18 protein-coding genes are annotated in these 14709 nt (G+C 69.5%); 7 read left to right on the top strand and 11 right to left on the bottom strand.

All coding sequences use genetic code 11. The features are described 5' to 3' along the window. On the bottom strand, positions 1–1034 hold a 1034-nt coding region (gene eccB / locus ACXAID_RS14865; RefSeq protein ID WP_475022971.1), incomplete at its 3' end, for a type VII secretion protein EccB. Positions 1035–1079: 45 nt separating this feature from the next. Continuing rightward, complete coding sequence (locus ACXAID_RS14860; RefSeq protein WP_475022975.1) at positions 1080–1631, bottom strand: CGNR zinc finger domain-containing protein; 552 nt, start codon at positions 1629–1631, stop codon at positions 1080–1082. A gap of 102 nt (positions 1632–1733) precedes the next feature. Here ACXAID_RS14860 and ACXAID_RS14855 point away from each other — a divergent pair, with 102 nt between their 5' ends. The 4 genes from ACXAID_RS14855 to ACXAID_RS14840 all read left to right on the top strand — a co-directional run bounded on the left by ACXAID_RS14855 (position 1734) and on the right by ACXAID_RS14840 (position 4919). Next, positions 1734–2786, top strand: a complete 1053-nt coding sequence (locus tag ACXAID_RS14855; RefSeq protein ID WP_475022970.1) for an EamA family transporter — start codon at positions 1734–1736, stop codon at positions 2784–2786. A gap of 39 nt (positions 2787–2825) precedes the next feature. Next, positions 2826–3500: a cutinase family protein gene (locus tag ACXAID_RS14850; RefSeq protein WP_475022969.1), complete on the top strand. Its 675-nt coding sequence runs from the start codon at positions 2826–2828 to the stop codon at positions 3498–3500. Positions 3501–3546: 46 nt separating this feature from the next. Continuing rightward, the gene (locus ACXAID_RS14845; protein ID WP_421459194.1) at positions 3547–4215 is read left to right on the top strand and encodes a cutinase family protein; all 669 of its coding nucleotides are present in this window, start codon (positions 3547–3549) and stop codon (positions 4213–4215) included. 92 nt (positions 4216–4307) lie between these two features. After that, the gene (locus tag ACXAID_RS14840; RefSeq protein WP_475022974.1) at positions 4308–4919 is read left to right on the top strand and encodes a cutinase family protein; all 612 of its coding nucleotides are present in this window, start codon (positions 4308–4310) and stop codon (positions 4917–4919) included. Between the two features lie 6 nt (positions 4920–4925). On the opposite strand, the gene truA is transcribed toward ACXAID_RS14840, so the two are convergent. The 9 genes from truA to ACXAID_RS14795 form a co-directional block, all read right to left on the bottom strand. Further along, positions 4926–5852 carry a tRNA pseudouridine(38-40) synthase TruA gene (gene truA, locus ACXAID_RS14835; RefSeq protein WP_475022968.1) on the bottom strand — a complete coding sequence of 309 codons (927 nt, stop codon included), beginning with the start codon at positions 5850–5852 and terminating at the stop codon, positions 4926–4928. Continuing rightward, a complete protein-coding gene (rplQ, locus tag ACXAID_RS14830; RefSeq protein ID WP_475022967.1) occupies positions 5836–6414 on the bottom strand; it encodes a 50S ribosomal protein L17 in 579 nt (192 codons plus the stop codon). Before rplQ ends, truA begins: the two co-directional genes overlap by 17 nt. A 106-nt stretch (positions 6415–6520) precedes the next feature. Continuing rightward, complete coding sequence (locus ACXAID_RS14825; RefSeq protein WP_475022966.1) at positions 6521–7573, bottom strand: DNA-directed RNA polymerase subunit alpha; 1053 nt, start codon at positions 7571–7573, stop codon at positions 6521–6523. Positions 7574–7652: 79 nt separating this feature from the next. After that, a complete protein-coding gene (gene rpsD, locus ACXAID_RS14820; RefSeq protein ID WP_475022965.1) occupies positions 7653–8258 on the bottom strand; it encodes a 30S ribosomal protein S4 in 606 nt (201 codons plus the stop codon). A gap of 22 nt (positions 8259–8280) precedes the next feature. Further along, a complete protein-coding gene (rpsK, locus tag ACXAID_RS14815; protein ID WP_475022964.1) occupies positions 8281–8703 on the bottom strand; it encodes a 30S ribosomal protein S11 in 423 nt (140 codons plus the stop codon). A 6-nt stretch (positions 8704–8709) separates the two neighbouring features. Continuing rightward, entirely contained in the window at positions 8710–9084 is a 375-nt protein-coding gene (gene rpsM / locus ACXAID_RS14810) for a 30S ribosomal protein S13 (RefSeq protein WP_159230635.1), read from the bottom strand. A gap of 186 nt (positions 9085–9270) precedes the next feature. Further along, positions 9271–9384 carry a 50S ribosomal protein L36 gene (gene rpmJ / locus ACXAID_RS14805; RefSeq protein ID WP_003879483.1) on the bottom strand — a complete coding sequence of 38 codons (114 nt, stop codon included), beginning with the start codon at positions 9382–9384 and terminating at the stop codon, positions 9271–9273. 39 nt (positions 9385–9423) lie between these two features. Then, the gene (gene infA, locus ACXAID_RS14800; protein ID WP_003418601.1) at positions 9424–9645 is read right to left on the bottom strand and encodes a translation initiation factor IF-1; all 222 of its coding nucleotides are present in this window, start codon (positions 9643–9645) and stop codon (positions 9424–9426) included. 248 nt (positions 9646–9893) lie between these two features. Then, on the bottom strand, positions 9894–11591 hold the full coding sequence (locus ACXAID_RS14795) for a SulP family inorganic anion transporter (protein ID WP_475022963.1): 1698 nt from the start codon (positions 11589–11591) through the stop codon (positions 9894–9896). Positions 11592–11769: 178 nt separating this feature from the next. Here ACXAID_RS14795 and ACXAID_RS14790 point away from each other — a divergent pair, with 178 nt between their 5' ends. The 3 genes from ACXAID_RS14790 (at position 11770) to ACXAID_RS14780 (ending at position 14624) form a co-directional block, all read left to right on the top strand. Continuing rightward, the gene (locus ACXAID_RS14790) at positions 11770–12651 is read left to right on the top strand and encodes a universal stress protein (RefSeq protein WP_475022962.1); all 882 of its coding nucleotides are present in this window, start codon (positions 11770–11772) and stop codon (positions 12649–12651) included. Continuing rightward, on the top strand, positions 12648–13637 hold the full coding sequence (locus ACXAID_RS14785) for a magnesium transporter (protein ID WP_475022961.1): 990 nt from the start codon (positions 12648–12650) through the stop codon (positions 13635–13637). The genes ACXAID_RS14790 and ACXAID_RS14785 overlap by 4 nt, the downstream gene beginning before the upstream one ends. Positions 13638–13757: 120 nt before the next feature. Then, positions 13758–14624 (top strand): universal stress protein, encoded by an 867-nt coding sequence (locus ACXAID_RS14780; protein WP_475022960.1) that lies wholly within the window; start codon positions 13758–13760, stop codon positions 14622–14624. The last annotated feature ends 85 nt before the right edge of the window (positions 14625–14709 follow it).

Below are 14709 nucleotides of genomic sequence, written 5' to 3'. Positions count from 1 at the left end.
GTGCCGGCGAGCACGGCGGTGCGCCCTGCGGCCGGGTCCCACTGTGCGCAGACCACAGGTTGGGCGGTGACGCCGGGCCGCTGCGGGAAGGTGGTCACCGGCAGCGTGTCGACGACCGGCAGTACCCCGATCCGGTCGGCGCGCACGGCCGGGATGTCTGCACCGGCCCGGGCGTCGGTGTAGCGGATGAGGTCGGCGGTGACCTCGCCGATGCGTTGCACACCGTCGGCAAGCAGCACGAACAGTCCGGCCTCCCCGCCCGGCACCTGCACGACCGTGCCGGCGGCAAAGCCGGGCAGCACCGACGGCCCAGCCGGGATACGCGGCGGCACGATGGCCGGCGCTTCCGGGACGGCCGCCAGTAGAACCGGTGACACCGGCTGTGGTGCAACGCCTTCGAGTCTCAGCGCGCGAGCCACCGCGGGATGGCGCAGGTCCACCCGGGCGCGTCGGGAGTCCGAGATCAGATAGGTGATGGCCGCGCTCCCGCCTCGCGGGGTGACCAGCAGAGTGAGCCCGTCGGCCACCATCGCGTCGGCGATCGGGCCGGCGATCGCCGTGGTGCCCGAACGAGTGTCGTCACAGACCGTCCAGCTGGACTCCTCGACGGTCAGCGGGGGTGAAATCTGCTGTGGCGCTCCGGGTATCCCCACCAGCGGTCCGCGCTGGACGTGCGCGAGAGCCTGCGGGGCCACGCTCCGGGGCTCAGCCGGCGCCCCGGCGATCAGCCGCGCAGAGGCGAGGTTGAGGACAGGGTGCATCCGCTCGCCGATCCGGACGTACATCGCGCCCGAGCCCTCGACGATCACGACCTGAGCGTCACCGATTCCACCGGCGGGCCGGACCACCGCCAGCAGCGCGCCGAGTGCCACGGCCACGGCCGCCAGGGCAGCGCCGACGACCAGCGAGATCGACTGGCCACGAAGCGGATCGTCGAGCATCCGGGGGTCACCGCGAACCAACGCGTGTTCCATCCGGCGCACCACGAACCGATGCCCGCTGACCTGCAGGCGCGTCATCGGTTGGCGTGCCATCAATCCCTCCACGCTGAGCCTAACGGCGTGCCGGAGGGGCCCGGATCACTTGTTGGAGCGGCGCTCCCGGTAGGCGGCGACGTGCTGGCGGTTGCCGCAGTTGCCGGTGTCGCAGAACTTTCCGGAGCGGTTGCGCGACAGGTCGACCAGCACCGCCGCACAGTCGGGGGCCGCGCACACCTTGAGCCGGCGCAACTCCCCGGAGCGGATCACGTCGGCCAGCGCCATCGCCATCTCGGCACCCATCCGCTGCCACAGCGGGTCGTGGATCGAGGCCAGGTGCAGATGCCATTCGGGCATCTCGGGGTGGCGGGTCAGCCAGGGCGCGGCGCGGGTGTCCGACAGCAGTGCGTTGACCTGGCCGACCGCGCGGGCCTCGTCGTCTGCGTTGTCCCAGATCCGCCCCAGGCGGTCGCGGAGCGCCTGAACTGCCGACAGTTCGGCGGCGTCGTGGTCCCGGCGGCCGGTCCAGCCGAAGGTGTCCAGATACTCGTCGAGTTCGCCCAGGTCACCGAGGCGTTCGCCGTCGACCCGGTTGGTGTTGATGAGCACACTCACGGCCTTCAGCGTGAGGTCGGTGTCATGATTGAAAAGCATTTGACTCATGACCTCCTCCGGCTGTACTGTCACGATCAAAGTTCATTTTACTCCTTACATCCCCGCTCTCGCGCTCTCTGGCCTTTCTCTGGAGGTGGAACCATGGCTACCAAGATCACGCACCCCGCAACGACGCCGTCGGCTGCGGCCGGCCACGCACGCCAGTTCCAGTTGGGCCTACTTTTCGCCATCGGCTCGGCGTTCGCCTTCGGATCCTCCGGACCGTTCGCCAAATCACTGATGGAGGCCGGCTGGAGCCCGACCGCGGCAGTGACCGCCCGGCTTGCCGGCGGCGCGCTGGCCATGGCGGTCTTCGCCTCCATCGTGCGACCGGGATGGCTCGCCGAGGCCCGCGCCCACGCGCGCACCGTCGTGCTCTACGGGCTGGTCCCGATCGCCGGTGCACAGCTGTTCTACTACAACGCCGTCGCGCACCTGTCGGTCGGAGTCGCCCTGCTGCTCGAGTATCTGGCCCCGATCCTGGTGGTCGGCTGGTTGTGGGCCACCACCCGCAGACGGCCCACCAACCTGACCCTCGGCGGGGTCGCACTCGCCGTCGCCGGAATCATGCTCGTCCTCGGGGTCGTCGGCCCGCACGGATTCTCCGGCGCCGACATCAACCTCGTCGGCGTCGGGTTCGGGCTGGCCGCCGCCGTCTGCGCGGCGTGCTACTTCCTCTGGTCGGACACCTCGCAGGCACAGGGTGCCGACGGTCAGGCCAGCCTGCACCCGATCACGCTGGCCGCCGGCGGCCTGATCGTCGGTGCCGCGGCCGTAGCCGCGCTGGGCCTGTCCGGCGTGATGCCGCTGGCCTTCACCGCCAACGACACCGTGATCGCCGGGGTGACCACGTCGTGGGTCGTTCCCGTCATCGCGCTCGGCCTGATCCCCACCGCGATCGCCTACACGCTGGGCATCGTCGGCATCGCCAAGCTGCGGCCCCGGTTCGCCTCGCTGGTGGGCCTGTCCGAGGTGATGTTCGCCGTGCTGTTCGCGTGGCTGTTGCTGGGCGAGGCGATCAGCGCCACCCAGGCCGTCGGCGGCGCCATCGTGCTGGTCGGACTCGCACTGGCACGCCAGGGCGACCGCAGCGAAGAGATCGGCGACCACACCGTCACCTGGCCGGAAGCCCCGAGTGCCGAGCTGTCCCGATAGTTCGGGCACCGACTCGAAAGGCTGGCTAACATCGGGAGGGTGACGCCTGATCTTGACGCCCGCCCCACCCGCCTCCTGACCCGGACACTGTCCACGCTGGCAGCGGCGATCATCGCCGCTGCCACGCTGGTCGCCGGCCCAGCCGCCGCCCCCGCACAGGCCCAGGGCTGCCCGGACATCGAAGTCATCTTCGCCCGCGGCACCGACGACACCCCCGGCCTGGGCCGGGTCGGCGGGGCTTTCGTCGACTCGCTGCGCGGCAAGGTCGGCGGCCGGTCCGTCAACGCCTACGCGGTCAACTACCCGGCCAGCTTCGACTTCCTGCAGGCCGCCGGCGGGGCCAACGACGCCAGCAGGCAGGTCCAGTTCATGATGGCCAACTGCCCGGGCACCCGGCTGGTGCTCGGCGGCTACTCCCAGGGCGCCGCGGTCATCGACGTCATCGCCGCGGTGCCGTTCCCCGCGGTGGGCTTCAACAACCCGCTGCCCCCGAACGCCCCGGACTTCATCGCCGCGATCGCGGTGTTCGGCAACCCGACGGCGAAGGTGGGCCTGCCGCTGACCGTCAGCCCCATCTGGGGTTCACGCTCGATCGATCTGTGCAACGCCGGCGACCCGATCTGCTCGGACGGCGACAGCATCCCGGCCCACAGCAACTACGTCAACACAGGGCTGACCAACCAGGCGGCGTCGTTCGTCGCCGCCCGGGTGTGAGGGCTCGCCGGGTCGGTCACCGCACAGCCATGCGTTACCGTATCTTGTGCTTTCCGACCGATTCGGCCGCCGCGTCCTGGCGGCAGCCGCCGCCGCGGTAGCCCCGCTGGCGGCCACAATCTTCACGCCCGCCGGGACGGCCTCCGCGCAGGGTTGCCCCGACGTCCAGGTGGTGTTCGCCCGCGGCACCAGCGAGCCGCCCGGCATCGGCCGGGTGGGCCAGGCGCTCGCCGACTCGTTGCGCGCCCAGCTCGGCGGTCGGTCGGTCGGCACCTACGGCGTCAACTACGCCGCGACCTACGACTTCCTCAAGTCCGCCGACGGGGCCAACGACGCCGCCAACCACATCGCCGCGATGGCCCAGCAGTGCCCCGGAACCCGCATCGTGCTCGGCGGCTACTCGCAGGGCGCCGCGGTGGTCGACATGCTCGCCGGGGTCCCGCCGCTGGGCAACCGCATCGGCGACCTCGGGTCCGCCCCACCGCTGGCCGGCAGCCTGAACGGAAACGTCGCCGCCGTCGCGGTCTTCGGCAATCCCTCGACCAAGTTCGGAAACCCGGTGTCGGCGGCCGGGTCCTTCGCCGGCAAAGCGATCGACCTGTGCGCCGACGGCGATCCGATCTGCTCGAACGGTCGCAACCCGTTCGCCCACACCCGCTACGAGACCCCGGAGTTCATCGGCCCGGCCGCAGGGTTCGCCGCGGGGCGCATCTGACCACCTACCCGGGTTTCGGCTCCGCCGTTAGTATCGGGCAGGTGAGCGCTTCGCTGACCCGGCGGTGCCGGGCGCTGTTCCTGGCTGTCGCCATGCTGCTGCCGGCTGCCGCGGTGTTCGCCCCGGCCGCGTCGGCCCAAGCGTGCCCGCAGGCCGAGCTGATCTTCGCCCGCGGCCGCGTCGAACCACCGGGCGCCGGGCAGATCGGCAACGCGCTGATCAGCGCGTTGCGCCAGAAGACCGGGATGGACATCGACCTGTATTCGGTGAACTACCCCGCCGACTCCGAGATCGACATCGGCGCCAACGACATGAGCCAACGCATCCAGTACATGGTCGCCAACTGCCCCGCCACCCGGCTGGTGCTCGGCGGCTACTCGTTGGGCGCGGCCGTCACCGACGTCGTCGTCGCGGTACCGATCGCCGGGTTCGGGTTCAAGCACCCGCTGCCGCCGGGCGCCGACCAGCACATCGCCGCGGTGGCGCTGTTCGGTAACGGCAGCCAGTGGGTCGGCCCGATCGCGAGTTTCACCAACCCCGCTCTCGGCGAACGGATCATCGAGCTGTGCCACGGCGACGATCCGATCTGCAACCCGACCTCCCCGGAGAACTGGGAGGACTACTGGCCCGCTCATCTGGCCCCGGCCTACATCAACGCCGGCATGGTCAACCAGGCTGCCGACTTCGTCGCCGGCCGGCTCTGAGAGGGGTCAACCGACCTCGTCGGCCGACCGCAGGTCCCGTGTCACCAGGTTGCGCTCGATCAGCTCGTCGTCGGGCGGATAGTCCACACCCACCAGCGTCAGGCCCCGCGCCGGCGCCGCGGCGAAGTCGCTGGAACGCCGTGTCGCGGTGAGCAGCGCAGTGCACCAGGCGGTGTCGCGACGGCCCTCCCCGACCGCGAGCAGCGCCCCGACCAGCGAACGAACCATGTTCCAGCAGAACGCATCGGCGCTGACGCCGACCGTGATCCGGTCCCCGTCGGTCGTGACCTGCAGGCGCTGCAGGTGCCGGATCGTGGTGGCACCGTCACGATGCCGGCAGAACGCCGCGAAATCGTGCAGCCCCAGCAGTTCCCGGGCTGCGGCCGCCATCGCCTCGACGTCCAGCGGCCGCGGCCACGGCGTCACGAAACGGGCTTCCCGCGGCTCCACGCCGTGACGGGCGGTGGTCAGCAGATAGCTGTAGTGCCGGCGCAGCGCCGAGAACCGGGCATCGAACCCGGGCGCGGCCCGCGAGACCGCCCGCACCCGAACGTCCTCGGCGAGCATCTTGGCCAGCCGGCGCACCAGCGGGTCGAACTCACCCTCTCCCGGCCGCGCGGAGCGCGGATAGGCGTGGGGCAGCGCCTCGGCGGGAACGTCGACATGGGCGACCTGGCCGGTGGCGTGCACCCCGGAGTCGGTGCGCCCGGCCGCCCGGGTGACCACCGGCGTGCGGAACACCGTCGACAGCGCCTCGTCGATGGCCCCGGCCACCGTACGCTGCCCGGCCTGGCTGGCCCAGCCGGCGAAGTCCGTTCCGTCGTAGGCGATGTCGAGACGCAGGCGGACCGCACGCGAGGAAAGACAAACGAACCCGCCACCGTTGTCGATGGCGGGTTCGTTCACAGCGTCGTCGCTAGGACTTCTTGTCATCCTCGTCGGCTGCCTCGGCCGTCTCCTCGGCGACAGCCTCCTCGGCCTCGGCGGTCTGCGCGTCGGCCAGAGCCTCGTCGGCTTCCTCGGCCTCGTCGGCAGCTGTCTGCTCCTCGGCCGAGGCCTCGTCGGCCGGCGCGGCCGCAGCAGCCGCCGGCTTGGACGAAGCCACCCGGCGGGCCCGATCGGCCTCGGACGTCACCGTCTTCTCCCGCACCAGCTCGATGACCGCCATCGGGGCGTTGTCGCCCTTGCGGTTCTCGACCTTGACGATGCGGGTGTAGCCGCCGTTGCGGTCGGAGAAGAACGGGCCGATCTCGGCGAACAGGATGTGCACGACGTCCTTGTCGCGGATCTTCTTCATCACCTCACGCCGGTTGTGCAGCGTGCCCTTCTTGGCATGGGTGATGAGCTTCTCCGCGTAGGGCCGCAGCGCCCGCGCCTTCGGCTCGGTGGTCTTGATCCGGCCGTGCTCGAACAGCGAGGTGGCCAGATTGGCCAGCAGCGCCTTCTGATGCGAGGACGACCCGCCGAGGCGAGGACCCTTGGTGGGTTTGGGCATTGCGACTGTCTCCTAAATGGGGCCGGCCCCCGTATCAGGTAGGACCGGGACGGTTGTTCTTGTTGTAGCCAGAGCGGTTTGGGCTCAGAGCCGTTCGGTTTCGCGCCTAGAGCTGTTCAGTTTCGGCATAGTCCTGGTTGTCGTCCAGGTCATAGCCGGCATCGCTGTTCCAGGTGCCGGTGGCCACGTCGTAGCCGGCGACCTCGGACGGGTCGAAGCTGGCCGGGCTGTCCTTGAGCGACAGACCGAGCTGGTGCAGCTTGATCTTCACCTCGTCGATGGACTTCTGACCGAAGTTGCGGATGTCCAGCAGGTCGGACTCCGTGCGGGCGACGAGCTCGCCGACGGTGTGCACACCCTCGCGCTTGAGGCAGTTGTACGAACGCACGGTCAGATCGAGATCATCGATGGGCAGCGCGAACGACGCGATGTGATCGGCCTCGGCGGGCGACGGACCGATCTCGATGCCCTCCGCCTCGGTGTTGAGTTCGCGTGCCAGACCGAACAATTCGACGAGCGTCTTACCCGCGGAGGCCAGCGCGTCGCGCGGGCTGATCGAGTTCTTGGTCTCGACGTCGAGGATCAGCTTGTCGAAGTCGGTGCGCTGCTCGACACGGGTGGCCTCCACCTTGTAGGTGACCTTGAGCACCGGCGAGTAGATGGAATCGACCGGGATGCGGCCGATCTCGGCGCCGGAGGCCTTGTTCTGCACGGCCGGGACGTAGCCGCGACCGCGCTCGACGACCAGCTCGACCTCGAGCTTGCCCTTGTCGTTGAGCGTGGCGATGTGCATGTCGGGGTTGTGCACCGTGACACCGGCCGGCGGCACGATGTCGCCCGCGGTGACCTCACCCGGGCCCTGCTTGCGCAGGTACATGGTGACCGGCTCGTCCTCCTCGGAGGACACCACCAGGCTCTTGAGGTTCAGGATGATGTCGGTGACGTCTTCCTTCACCCCGGGGACCGTGGTGAACTCGTGCAGCACACCGTCGATGCGGATGCTGGTCACCGCCGCGCCGGGGATCGACGACAGCAGCGTCCGCCGCAACGAGTTGCCCAGGGTGTAGCCGAAACCGGGCTCCAGCGGTTCGATGACGAACTGGGAGCGGTTCTCGGCGACGACCTCTTCGCTCAGGGTTGGGCGCTGAGAAATCAGCATGGTGTTTCTCTTCTCCTTCTCGGCAACCGCTATTTGATGCCGTTAGGTAATCCGCGAACCGGGTGGTTCGCGAACGTTTCTACTTCGAGTAGAGCTCGACGATCAGCTGCTCGGTGAGCGGGATGTCGATCTGTGCGCGCTCGGGCAGCTGGTGCACGAGGATGCGCTGACGCTCACCGACGACCTGCAGCCAGCCCGGGATCGGGCGTTCGCCGGCGGTCTGGCGGGCGACCTCGAAGGGCAGGGTGTTGATCGACTTGTCCTTGACGTCGATGATGTCGTACTGCGACACCCGGTAGCTGGGGACGTCGACCTTCACGCCGTTGACGGTGAAATGGCCGTGGCTGACCAGCTGGCGCGCCATCCGTCGGGTGCGGGCCAGGCCGGCGCGGTACACGACGTTGTCCAGCCGGCTCTCCAGGATGCGCAGCAGGTTGTCACCGGTCTTGCCGGGCAGCCGGTTGGCCTCGTCGTAGTAGCGGCGGAACTGCTTCTCCATAACGCCGTAGGTGAAGCGGGCCTTCTGCTTCTCCTGCAGCTGCTGGCGGTATTCGCTCTCCTTGATCCGCGCGCGGCCGTGCTGGCCGGGCGGGTAGGGGCGCTTCTCGAAGGACTGATCCCCACCGACGAGGTCGACGCCCAGGCGGCGCGACTTGCGGGTGACGGGTCCGGTGTAACGAGCCATGAGTCTTTTTCTCCCCTACTTCCTAAACCCGGCGCCGCTTGGGCGGGCGGCAGCCGTTGTGCGGCTGCGGGGTGACGTCGGAAATGGCGCCGACCTCGAGGCCGGCGGCCTGCAACGAACGGATCGCGGTCTCGCGGCCCGAACCCGGACCCTTGACGAAGACGTCGACCTTCTTCACGCCGTGCTCCTGCGCCTTGCGCGCGGCGTTCTCGGCGGCCAACTGCGCGGCGAACGGCGTCGACTTACGCGACCCCTTGAAGCCGACGTGTCCCGACGACGCCCAGGCGATGACGTTGCCCTGCGGATCGGTGATCGTCACGATCGTGTTGTTGAAGGTGCTCTTGATGTGGGCGGCGCCGTGCGGGACGTTCTTCTTTTCCCGGCGACGGGTGGTCTTGCCGCGCTTCGATGCAGAAGCCGCGGTGCCCTTCTTTGCTGGTGGCATCGTGGATTACCTGGCCTTCTTCTTGCCGGCGATGGTGCGCTTGGGGCCCTTGCGGGTGCGCGCGTTGGTCTTGGTCCGCTGGCCGCGCACGGGCAGACCGCGACGATGCCGCAGACCCTGGTAGCAGCCGATCTCGATCTTGCGTCGGATGTCGGCCTGCACCTCGCGGCGCAGATCACCCTCCACCTTGAGGTTGCCCTCGATGTAGTCGCGCAGCTGCGTGACCTGGTCGTCGGTGAGGTCCTTGGTGCGCAACTCCCGGCTGATGCCGGTGGCGTCCAGGATTTCCTGGGACCGGGTACGGCCGACGCCGTAGATGTATGTCAGTGCGATCTCCATGCGCTTGTCGCGCGGGAGGTCAACGCCCATGAGACGGGCCATATGCCATTCCTCGTGTTTCTGCGGAGGTCTCGTCCCAGTCCGTTCCCGGGCCTGCCCGGGGTCCGGCCTCCGTGCCGGACGTGATCGAAGGCCGTATGCCCTCAGTGGTGCTGGGATTTCTGCATTCAGTTGTGGGTACTGCTGCTGCTTGCGACTAGCCCAGTTGTCTGGTCATCGCGCAAGCGCTCATCCTTGCCGCTGCTTGTGGCGGGGATCGGAGCAGATCACCATGACCCGCCCATGCCGGCGGATCACCCTGCACTTGTCGCAGATCGGCTTGACGCTCGGGTTCACCTTCACGGCTGTCGTCGATCCTTCGTGTCGTAGTTCTGGGGGGTGTTACTTGTAGCGGTACACGATGCGGCCCCGGGACAGGTCGTATGGAGAGAGCTCCACCACGACGCGATCCTCGGGAAGGATGCGGATGTAGTGCTGCCGCATCTTGCCGCTGATGTGGGCGAGGACCTTGTGTCCGTTCTCCAGCTCAATGCGGAACATCGCATTGGGCAGGGGTTCGACGACGCGACCCTCGACCTCTATGGCACCGTCTTTCTTGGCCATACTCTGTAGCGATCCTTGCTTTCGTTTCGTATCGGCTTGTTGGCCTGCTCGGCTTGGTCAGCCTGGTCAGCACAGCCTTCGGTCCGACTTGACAACGTGAGCTGGATCTGGGGAATTCCCAGGAATTCCGGACAGGGCACGCAAAGAAGTCGGCGCGGTAGCCGCACCGTTGATCCATGTTACTCCCAAGCTGGCCAGGCCCAAAATCTGCGCACGGGGGTCCCGCAGGGGCCCGTCTGATCAGCGGCTCAGCCGCCGGCGTCGGGGTGAGCACTTCGGTAGGCCGCGACCGCGGTCGGCAACGTCATGAAGATGCGGTCCGGGCCGATCCGGTCGAGCAGTCCCGCCGCGGCCAGCGCGTCGCGCAGGTCCTGTTTCACCCTGGCCATCGCGAAGACGACACCGCGGCGCCCGCAGTCCCTGCGCAGTTGCTCCAGCGCGTCCAGCGCGGTCAGGTCGACCTCCACGTTGGACTCGGCGTTGAGCACGAACCAGTGCACCGGCCCGGCCGACTCGTCCAGCGCGGCCAGCGCCCGGCGGCGGAAGTCGACGGCGTTGGCGAAGAACAGCGGTGCGTCGTAGCGGTAGACCAGCAACCCGGGGACGACCGTCGCTCCGGGATAGTCGTCGACGTCGTGCATGCCGGCCAGCCCGGGCACCAGCCCCTGCACGCTGTCGTGGGCGTGGGCCAGCCGGCGCAGCAGGTCGGCGACCGACAGCCCGATCGCGACCAGCACGCCGTAGAGCACCCCGAACACGATCACCGCGGCGGTGGTCGCCAGCGCGATCAGCAACTCGCTGCGGCGAAACCGGGCCAACCGGCGGAACTCGCCCACATCGACCAGCTTCGACGCCGCGAAGACCACCAGGGCTCCCAGGGCGGCAGCGGGGATGCCGGCCATGACGCCACCCCCGAGCAGCAGCGCGGCGGCCACCACGACGACCACCACCAGCGAGTACAGCTGGCTGCGCGCTCCGGCGGTGTCGGCGAGAGCGGTGCGGCTGCCACTCGAACTGATCGGGAAGCCGCGGAAGACCCCGGCCACCAGATTGCAGATCCCCAGCGCACGCAGCTCGGCATGGGGGTCGATGTCGTCACCGTGCCGCGAGGCGAAGGCCCGCGCGGTCAGCACGTTGTCGGAGAACGCGACGACGGCGATGCCCATCGCCGGCCCGATCAGATCGCGGACCGCCGCACCCGACACCACCGGCCAGTCGGGAACCGGCAGCCCGGACGGTATCGGGCCGACCACCGCGACGCCGTGCCACGCGAACACGGCGACCACGGCGGTGGCGGCGAGCACCCCGATCAGCGGGCCCGGCCACCGCGGTGCCCGGCGATCCAGCCCCACGATCAACATCAGCACCGCGGCGCTGAGAAGCACCGTGGGCCAGTGGAACCGGGAAATCTCGCCGAGAAACGCCCGCAGCTGCGCGGCCACCGAATCACCGGACACAGGCACCCCGGCCAGCCGGCCCAGCTGGCTGGCCACCATCATGGCGGCGATCCCGGCCAGATACCCCACCAGCACCGGGCGCGAGAGCAGGTTCGCCAGAAACCCCAGCCTGAGCAACCCGGCCACGAGGCAGATCACCCCGACCAGCAGAGCCAGCGTCGCCGCATAGGCGGCGTACCGGGCCGGGTCCACGGCCCCGACGGTCGAGGCCAGTACAGCCGCGGTCATCAACGCCGTCGTCGACTCCGGCCCGATGGACAGCTGGCGCGAGGACCCGAGAATCGCGTAGATCAGCAGCGGGGGCAACGCCGCCCACAGCCCGACCACCGGGTTCAGGCCGGCCAGCGCGGCGTACGCCAGCGCCTGGGGCACCAGGTAGGCCGACACCGTCAGGCCCCCGACGACGTCGCCGCGCAGCGCCGAGCCCGGATAGCCGCGGAAGTTGGCCAGCCCCGGCAACCACTGTGTCCACCCCATCGCGCCGCCCATCGCCCTCCTCGGCGTACGACTGCTCGAGCCCGGTTCGACGCTAAGGCACCGGCCCGCCGCCCGACAGGGGCCGTTGGACCCTGGCCGACGATGACATAGGCCTCCGGTGTGGGCCCCGCCTGCGCTCTACGGTCGATTCATCTCCGCCGCCACGGCGCAGCGTCGATTGGAGTTTCAGATGACGTCACATCGAGGGATAGTGGTCGGGGTCGACGGTTCGCCCGAGTCCGAGTCGGCCGTGGAATGGGCCGCGCGGGAAGCCGTGATGCACGACGTCGGACTCACGCTGGCCTATGTACTGCCCAACTCGCAGGCCCGGACCTGGTACGAGGTCTCCATCTCCGACGACCTGCAGGCGGCCGCCCAGCAACGCAGCCGCGAGGTCCTGCGCCAGGCGACGATGGTCGCCGAGCAGGCCGCCGCCAACGTCGGCCCGTTGACCATCGGCGAGCAGACCACCGAAGGCAATGCGGTGTCGACACTGGTCGACCTGTCCAAGGACGCCACGATGCTGGTGGTGGGCAGCCGTGGGCTCGGCCGGGTGGGACGCGTCCTGCTCGGCTCGGTCAGCGCCGGGCTGATCCACCACGCCCACTGCCCGGTCGCGGTGGTGCACACGACCGGCGACGAACAGATGCAGTCCGAGCAGGCCCCCGTCGTGGTCGGGATCGACGGCTCGGCGGCCTCGGAGACAGCCGTGGCGGTCGCGTTCGACGAGGCCTCCCGGCGCGGCGTGGAGTTGGTCGCGGTGCATGCGTGGAGCGACCCGACGATCTATGCGTACCCCAACGAGGAGTGGATGACGTTGCGCCCACGGGCCGAGGAGCTGCTGGCCGAGCGGCTGGCGGGCTGGCAGGAGCGCTACCCCGAGGTGACGGTGCGGCGCGTGGTCGTCCGGGACCGTCCGGCCCACCAGCTGCTCGAGCAGGCCGAGTCCGCCCAGCTCGTCGTCGTCGGCAGTCACGGGCGAGGCGGGTTCGCCGGCATGCTGCTGGGATCCGTCAGCACCGCAGTGGCACAGTCCGCCCGCACGCCGGTGATCGTTGCCCGTTCGTCGTGACGTCGACGGTCATACCCGCGGCCGATCTGCTCGGTTCGCCCGATGACGCGCTGCACCACGCCTCGACCCGGGTTCCGACCGCCGCCCCCGACGACCTGGTCAACGACACCCTCACGCTGATGCGCGGACGGCGGTTCGACAGCGCCGCCGCGGTCGCGGTGCTCGACGGTGACCGCCTGGTCGGGGTGGCCACCATCGAGCAGCTGTTCGCCGCCGCCGACGGCGTGCGGCTGCGCGACATCATGGACGCCACTCCCCCGGTCGTCGCACCGGACGCCGACCAGGAACACGCGGCGTGGCAGACGGTCCAGCGCGGCGAACCCGGCCTGTCGGTGGTCGACGGCGACGGCCGGTTCCGCGGGCTGATCCCAGCTCAGCAGCTGCTGGCTGTGCTGCTGCACGAACACGACGAGGACCTGGCCCGCCTCGGTGGCTTCCTCAGCGACGTCGAGAGTGCGCGGTCGACGAGCGTCGAGTCGGTCGGACGGCGGCTGTGGCATCGGCTGCCCTGGTTGTTACTTGGGCTGCTCGGCGCCATGGTGTCCGCGGTGCTGATGAGCGCGTTCGAGGCCCAGCTGTCCGCCGACCTCGCCGTCGCCTACTTCGTGCCGGGGATCGTCTATCTGGCCGACGCAGTGGGCACCCAAACCGAGACACTGGCCATCCGGGGTCTGTCGGTGGGGGTGGGAATCCGCCGGATCACCGGCCGCGAGGCACTCACCGGCCTGTCGGTGGGGATTCTGCTGGGCGTGGTGATGTGGCCGGTCGTCGCGGCGATGACCGGCAACATGGCGCTCGCGCTTGCGGTCGCGGTGGCGGTGGTGGGCGCCAGCACGGTGGCCACCGTGGTGGCGCTGTGCCTGCCATGGTTGTTGCACCGGCTGGGCAAGGACCCGGCGTTCGGTTCCGGCCCGCTGGCCACGGTGGTCCAGGACCTCCTGTCGATCCTGTTCTACTTCACCGCCGTCGCGGTGTTCGTCGGCTGAGGCCGGCGCCGTCCGGAGAGTCGAAGGCCTCTACAGGGCGATACCGTCACGACATAGAGTCATGCGCAGAAGCCGGGACGACCGGTTCGTCACATTCATCGCCCGCGAAAGGACTGCCCGATGACCCCGAGTACGGACATCGTTGTCGGAGTAGATGATTCACCGTCCTCACAGGTTGCACTGGAATGGGCCGCCAGCGAGGCGGCGCTGCGCGGGGCGCCACTGGTCGCGGTCTATGCCGCCACCCTGCCCATCGGGACCTGGTCGATCGCACCGGTACCCACCGGCATCATGGACTTCCAGCGCCAGATCGGTCGCGACATCCTCGACGACGCCGCCAAGATCGCCCGCGAACGCACCGGCGACTCGGTTCCGATCTCGACCGAGTTCGCCATCTCTACGCCGACCGCCGCACTGGTGGAGCGCTCGAAGACGGCCGACCTCGTGGTCGTCGGGACCCGTGGCCGCGGGGCGTTCGCCCGGGCCATCCTGGGCAGCGTCAGCACCGGCCTGGTGCACCGGGGCCACGGCCCGGTCGCGGTGATCCCCGACGACGGTGAGCCGCCGGCCACCGACGCCCCGGTCGTGGTGGGTTACGACGGTTCACCGGCGTCGCAGCCGGCGCTCGCCTTCGCCTTCGCCGAGGCGCACCGGCGCACAGCGGAGCTGATCGTGGTGCACGCCTGGTGGTCGCCCGGGGCGTTCGAGATGCCCGGGTTCGACTTCGAAGAGGTGCGCAGCAGTGTCGACGGTGAGCTGGCCGACCAGTTGCAGCAGTGGAAGCAGAAGTACGTGAATGTGACGGTGCGGCGGATGGTCGTCGTCGATCAGCCCGCGCGCCGGCTCGTCGAGCAGTCCGAGTCCGCCGCGCTGCTGGTGGTGGGCAGCCACGGCCACGGCGCGGTGGCGAGCACCCTGCTGGGCTCGGTCAGCAGCGCGGTGGTGCAGGCGGCGAAGGTGCCGGTGGTCGTCGTCCGGCCGCACTGAGGCCGGTCCCGGCAGTAGGGGCGAAAGACCCTGCCGAGGGTCATCGTGTGGTCCTAGCGCCGTCCGGCCGGAGCTGAGACGGTGG

The organism is Mycobacterium sp. ABE4_509 (assembly GCF_056160785.1).
The sequence above is the reverse complement of the archived record's forward strand: the minus strand, read 5'-3'. Positions and strand labels throughout refer to the sequence as shown.